Source organism: Candidatus Eisenbacteria bacterium (assembly GCA_035712145.1).
In the GTDB taxonomy this organism is placed as follows: Bacteria; Eisenbacteria; RBG-16-71-46; order RBG-16-71-46; family RBG-16-71-46; genus DASTBI01.
This window is the reverse complement of the sequence record DASTBI010000236.1, coordinates 1-5,264: the sequence shown is the minus strand read 5'-3', so window position 1 is coordinate 5,264 and position 5,264 is coordinate 1. Positions and strand designations below refer to the sequence as shown.

Here is a 5,264-nt window from a genome sequence, read left to right as displayed (position 1 = left end):
CGCGGATCCGCCCCAGGGTCTCCCGCATCCTGCGATAACGCTCGCCGTGGAGCGGGTAACCCTGCAGAGCCGCGATGACCACGAGCGATGCCAGAATCGGTAGCAGCGCCATCAGGGTGCGGATGCCGAGCAGCGCCGCCTCGGGCTGGACCGGATACAGGTTCTGGGGCGACGCTCCCACGTAGCGAGTGACGTGCAGGATCAATCCGGTCGTCAAGCCCTGCAGCGTGAACGCGAAGCGGATGATCAAACCGTTGAGCCCGAAGTACATCCCTTCGCGGCGAACCCCGGTGACGGTCTCGTCCTCGTCGATGACATCCGAGATGAGCAGGTCCGGCGAGACCAGAAGGCCGGCGAGGCCGAGGCCGGCGAGCGCCATCGAAGCGACCCCCTGGAAGAAGTCGCGGGACAGGAACACGGCGATCATGGCGAGGGCAAAGGCCGCTTGCGCGAGCTGCCAGCCTCGGCGGGCTCCCAGGCGCCGCGCCACGGCCGTCCACAGCGGGAGCGCGGGCAGCGTCATGATGAAGGCCGTGCCGAGGAGGAGCGAGTTCTGCAGCTCGGGCGCGAGCGAGAATCCGCGGACCGTGACCGGGCCCTGGATGCGCAGCACGTACTTCGCCCAGAACGGCACCGTCGCGGTCAGCAGGCTGTAGATGAGCTCCTTGTGCACGTTGGCCACCAGGAACCAGCGGAATGCCCGGCTGCGCCACGAAGCCAGCATCGCTCGCCCGAAGCCGAGAGTCTGCTTCGCGCCACCCGGCCGCTCGCGAATCGCCAGCAGCGCGAGACCGAACGAGAGTGACGTCACCACCGCGAGCAGGATTGCCATGGATCCGCGCCCGCTCCAGTCCGCGCCGACCAGCACGGGTGGCAAAGCGACGCCGACGAGCAGTCCGAGGACCGAGAAGAGCTGCCGCCACCCCGACACTCCCGCGCGCTCGTGCGGATCGGGGATCATCTCGGGAAAGACAGCCGACCAGTTCATGACGACGATCGTCCACAACAGATCGAAGAGGAGAATCGTCCCCATGAAATAGACGAAGAGCGGCGTCGAGCCATCTTCGAGGAGTGGCGACGGCGGCACCCACACCAGGTAGAAGAACAGGCCGAGCGGAATGAACGCACCGGCGATCCAGGGCCTCCGACGTCCCCAGCGACTGCGCGTGCGGTCCGAAAGATGGCCCGCCAGCGGATCGTTGACCGCGTTCCAGATCCCGTAGAGGCTCCAGCCCAGCCCGACGAGCGAAGCCTTGAGGCCGAGGATGTCGATGTAGAGGAACTGGATGTACGTCCCGAACGCCTGATAGGAAAGCGCCACGCCGAGCGAGCCCGACGCGTAGAGAATCTTTCGCCAGGAAGGCACGGTCATGCGGCGCAGTATGTCACTGTTTCTGATCGTCACGCTGCTCGCGGCGGCGGCCGTCTGGGCGTGGAGCACCGGACGGGTGGCGCGACTCACGCTCGCGGTTCGCATCCTCGACGAGCTGCGCAGGCCGGGCCCCCAGTCGTGGTTGAGGCGCGCCACACCGGCTCCGCAGCGCAGCACGATCACGCTCGAGTACGGACCGGCGCAGCTGGCCGCGGATCTCTACCGCCCCGCGACCGGGAGGAAACGGGCGCCAGTGATCCTCGTCCCGGGTCTGGTCGAAGACGGGAAGGAAAACCCACTGGTGCCGCCCTTCGCGGAGTGCCTCGCGCGAGCGGGGTTCACGGTGGTGGTCCCCGACCTTCATTCCTTCCGCACCCTGCGCGTGCATCCCGACCAGGTTCGCGAGCTGTCGGCCGCGCTCGACGCGGTGACGTCCAGGCCCGACCTCGCGCCGCATGGCCGAGCCGGCGTGTTCGGGATCTCCTACGCCGGTGGGATCGCCATGCTCGTTGCGCTCGATCCGGTGCGCGCCGAACGAGTTTCGTTCGTGGCCGGGGTCGGCGCCTACGCCGATCTCGACACCGCGCTGCGCTTCCTGGCCACCGGGCGTACCTTTCACCGCGGGCGTCTGCGCATGGTGAAGGCCGAACCGTACGGGCAGCTCGTGTTCCTTCGGACGTATGAAGAGTTCCTCGATGACCCCGAGGACGTTCGCGTGCTCGAGGCGATGGCCCAGCGAAGGCTGGCGGACGCCCGGGCTCCGGTCGCCGATCTGGCGGATTCGTTGAGCCCCGAAGGTCGCCTGATCTACGACCTGTTCGAGACCGCGAGCCCCGAGGAGGTTCCGCGCCTCGTCGAGCGGACTCCTCGCGGTCTACTGGCCCGGATGGCGGAGCTCTCGCCAGGCCGGCGCGAATTCGGATCGCTGCGCGCGCGTGTGCATCTGGTTCACGATCTCAACGACGGCACCTTTCCCGCGAGCGAGTCGCACCGTCTGGCGGAGCTCGCACGCCCGCATCAGCCTGCTCACGTCCTGGTGCTGGAGGGGCTCAGGCATGTGGAGCCCCAGCCATGGCGAAGCGATCCTCTCGGGTTCCTCACCCGCGATTTGCCGGAAGCGGCGGGTCTCGCGTGGTGGTGGTACCGGCTGCTCGGTGAGGACGGGAAAGAGTAGTCCCATCACTTCGCGGCGCGACTGCCGCGGAAGAGCAGGATTCGACTCCTGCGGCCTTCACTGAACGTGCTGTTCACGACGGCGATCGAGCCATTCCCGCCGACCGCCAGCTTCCGCATCAGCAGTCCCTGACGGCTGCCGTTGAAGCCGAGGCCGGGATGATCGGTGCCGGGAATCACCGTGGGCGCCGAGAAGGACTTCCCGCCGTCGCGGGACAGGGTGAAGCCGAGTCCTCGTGAGCGGCCGCCTCGATCGGGAAAGAGCTCCCAGGTCACGTACGGATTGCCCCGCTCATCGAGGCTCAACGCGGGATAGCTCGCGCTCTCCGATCTCGGATCGGAGATCCGCCGAGCGGCCTCGAAGGTGCGCCCGCCGGCCGAGGACCGTGCGTATCGGATGTGGTCGCGGCCGCCAGGTCCATCGGAACTCTCGGCAAAGACCAGATGGACGATGCCGCCGCGATCCAGGGCAACCTTCGGAGCATCCGCATGGCCTCTGCTTGGAAAGAGCACCCGCGGCTCGCCGAACGACCGCCCGCCGTCTCTGGAGCTGGCCAGGCGGATGTCCGCCTCCGGATCGTCGCCCACGCTCCAGGCGAGAACGACATGGCCAGAGTCCCCCACGCCGATGGAGGGCCCCCGCGCGGGGCCTTCTCCTCGCCGGCCCCACACCGCATGCGGCGCCGAGAAGCTTCGACCGCCGTCCGATGACCGGCTGAACCAGAGCAGTCCCTCGTACGCGGTCCAGGCGGCATGGAGCGTCCCGTCCGGCGCGACGGCGAGGTCGAGACTGCCGTTGTGCCAGTAGGTACGACTCAATCGTCCCTTGCCGTCACCTGCAGGCGTGTTGGAGAGATTGATTGGACGGCTGAACGTTCGTCCTCCATCGGTGGACCGGGCGAAGAAGATCTCGCCGCCATGCGAGCCTCCCGAGAAGACGATCTCCTGCCACAGGACATACACATGGCGCGGCGGGTCCGAGGTCATCGCCACCCGCGGAAGCCACGAGAAAATGTGCGGGCTCTTCGAGACATTGACCGGCTGTCGGACGGGCGATCCGCCGGGCTCGTAGACTTCGAAGAAGATGTCCTTCTGGGATTGATCAACCCAAGCGACACCAACATGACCATCGCGAACCATGGCCACCGTGGGATCGTCCACGTAGCGCCAGCTCGAGGCGTTCGCCCGCCACGGCCCCACGATCGCCTCCCCGGTCTCGACCTCGATGGGCGGGCTCCAGGTCACGGTCCGCGAGGGTTCGGTCCCTTCAGGAGTGGCGGTGCGCACCGGCTGGCTCTCGTCGCGCTGAGCGAGCACCCACGCTGCGGACGCAACGAGAACCATGCCGATCGCGGTGGTCAGCCACTTCCGCATCGTGTGGCCAAAGCCAAGGAGTGAAAGGATCGAACCGTCGACATGGAGTTGGCCTAGAATCCCCCGTGGTCATGGCGCGAGGGAGCGTTTCCCCCAGACGTGGTCGGCCGAGGCTGGAGAAGACGCTGGCGGCCAATTCCGCGAAGGCGTTCGGGTCGAGCGACCGCGCGTGGTGGCCGTTCGTGCTGGCCATCTTGCTCGCGATCGGTGCGATCGTCCACTGGCCGGCGCTCCGCACCTTCTTCGCCCAGGATGACGTGACGTTCCTCGCCCGCGCGATGGGGCTCGCGCCGACCCCATGGCCGCCCGTCCGCCCGCTCTCGATGGGCTTTACCTGGCGTGTGGAGCATGCGCTGTTCGGGCTCAATCCGCTCCCCTACCACGCCGTGAACCTCGTGCTTCATCTGATGAGCGCGGCGCTGGTCGCCGCGATCGGCCGCCGGCTTGGTCTCCGACCAGCCGGTTCGCTGGTTGCAGCCTTGCTCTTCGCCGCCACGCCGATCGCGTTCACGCCCACCCACTGGGCGTCGGACATCCAGGAGATTCAGGTCACCGTGGTTTCCCTCGCTGCCTTCTGGCTCTGGCTGGTGGGTCTCGAGCGCGGCTCGACCCCGTTGCTGTGGGCCGGGGCGGCGACGGGCATCGCGGCGACGCTGAGCAAGGAGAACGCCGTACTGCTGCCGGTGGTGTTCATCGCCGCCAACCTCGGGAACGCCCGGCCGCAGCCGTGGCGAAAGATCGTGCCGCAGACCGCACTCATGTTCGCGTTCATGGTGGCCTTCGTCGCGGTCCTTCGGTCGGGAGACTACGTCGGCGGCGAAGCCTACTCGCTCGATTTCTCGCCAGGCTTCCTGATCGTGAACCTGGCCACCTACCTGAGCTGGTGCGTGAGCCCGCACGTGCCGGTGCCCGACCTTCATGCCATCGCGAACCCTTCTGCCCTGCCGGTCGGAGCGGTGGTCGCCTTGCTGCTGGCGACCCTGCTCTGGATCGCGCGCAAGGCGCCACCCCACCCGGAGGCCGCCGGCGTGGTCTGGTTCCTCGCGATGCTCGCGCCACTGCTTCCCCTCGCTCATCACACCTACCTCTATTACGCCTACCTGCCGTGGGCGGGACTGTGCTGGGCGTGCGCGGGCGCGGGAGAGCGGCTGGCGCTCCGATGGCCCGCGCTCCGGGCGCCCCTGCTCGTGCTGCTGGTCCTGCTGGTCGCGCTCGACTTCTGGAGCGTGAGGGCGCGCGAGAGAGCGACCGTCGGGCCGTTCGCCGCCGACAAGGTCATGCGCGAGAGCCGGCTCCTCGAGCGATGTCTGTCGCAGCTCCGCTCGCTGCAGCTTCCACGCGGCAC

At 67.9% G+C, this 5,264-nt stretch carries 4 protein-coding genes; 2 read left to right on the top strand and 2 right to left on the bottom strand.

What is annotated here, in order from left to right; translation table 11 throughout:
- On the bottom strand, positions 1–1,405 hold a 1,405-nt coding region (locus VFQ05_16830), incomplete at its 3' end, for an MFS transporter (GenBank protein ID HET9328434.1).
- Between VFQ05_16830 and VFQ05_16825 the strand changes: the two genes are divergently transcribed.
- Positions 1,371–2,546, top strand: coding sequence for a CocE/NonD family hydrolase (locus VFQ05_16825; protein ID HET9328433.1), 1,176 nt, complete (start codon positions 1,371–1,373; stop codon positions 2,544–2,546). The two genes, VFQ05_16830 and VFQ05_16825, sit on opposite strands and share 35 nt — an antisense overlap.
- Positions 2,547–2,551: 5 nt before the next feature.
- Here the strand turns inward: VFQ05_16825 and VFQ05_16820 are convergent, their stop codons facing one another.
- Positions 2,552–3,919 carry a sialidase family protein gene (locus tag VFQ05_16820; GenBank protein ID HET9328432.1) on the bottom strand — a complete coding sequence of 456 codons (1,368 nt, stop codon included), beginning with the start codon at positions 3,917–3,919 and terminating at the stop codon, positions 2,552–2,554.
- A 182-nt stretch (positions 3,920–4,101) separates the two neighbouring features.
- On the opposite strand from VFQ05_16820, the gene VFQ05_16815 reads away from it, so the two are divergent.
- Positions 4,102–5,264, top strand: a 1,163-nt coding sequence (locus tag VFQ05_16815) for a hypothetical protein (protein HET9328431.1), incomplete at its 3' end; no start/stop codon positions are given.

What these genes read in the sequence shown, in the direction of transcription:
- VFQ05_16825 (HET9328433.1), top strand. Translation starts at nt 1,371, where the DNA reads ATGCGGCGCAGTATGTCACTGTTTCTGATCGTCACGCTGCTCGCGGCG.
- VFQ05_16820 (HET9328432.1), bottom strand. Translation starts at nt 3,919, where the DNA reads ATGCGGAAGTGGCTGACCACCGCGATCGGCATGGTTCTCGTTGCGTCC.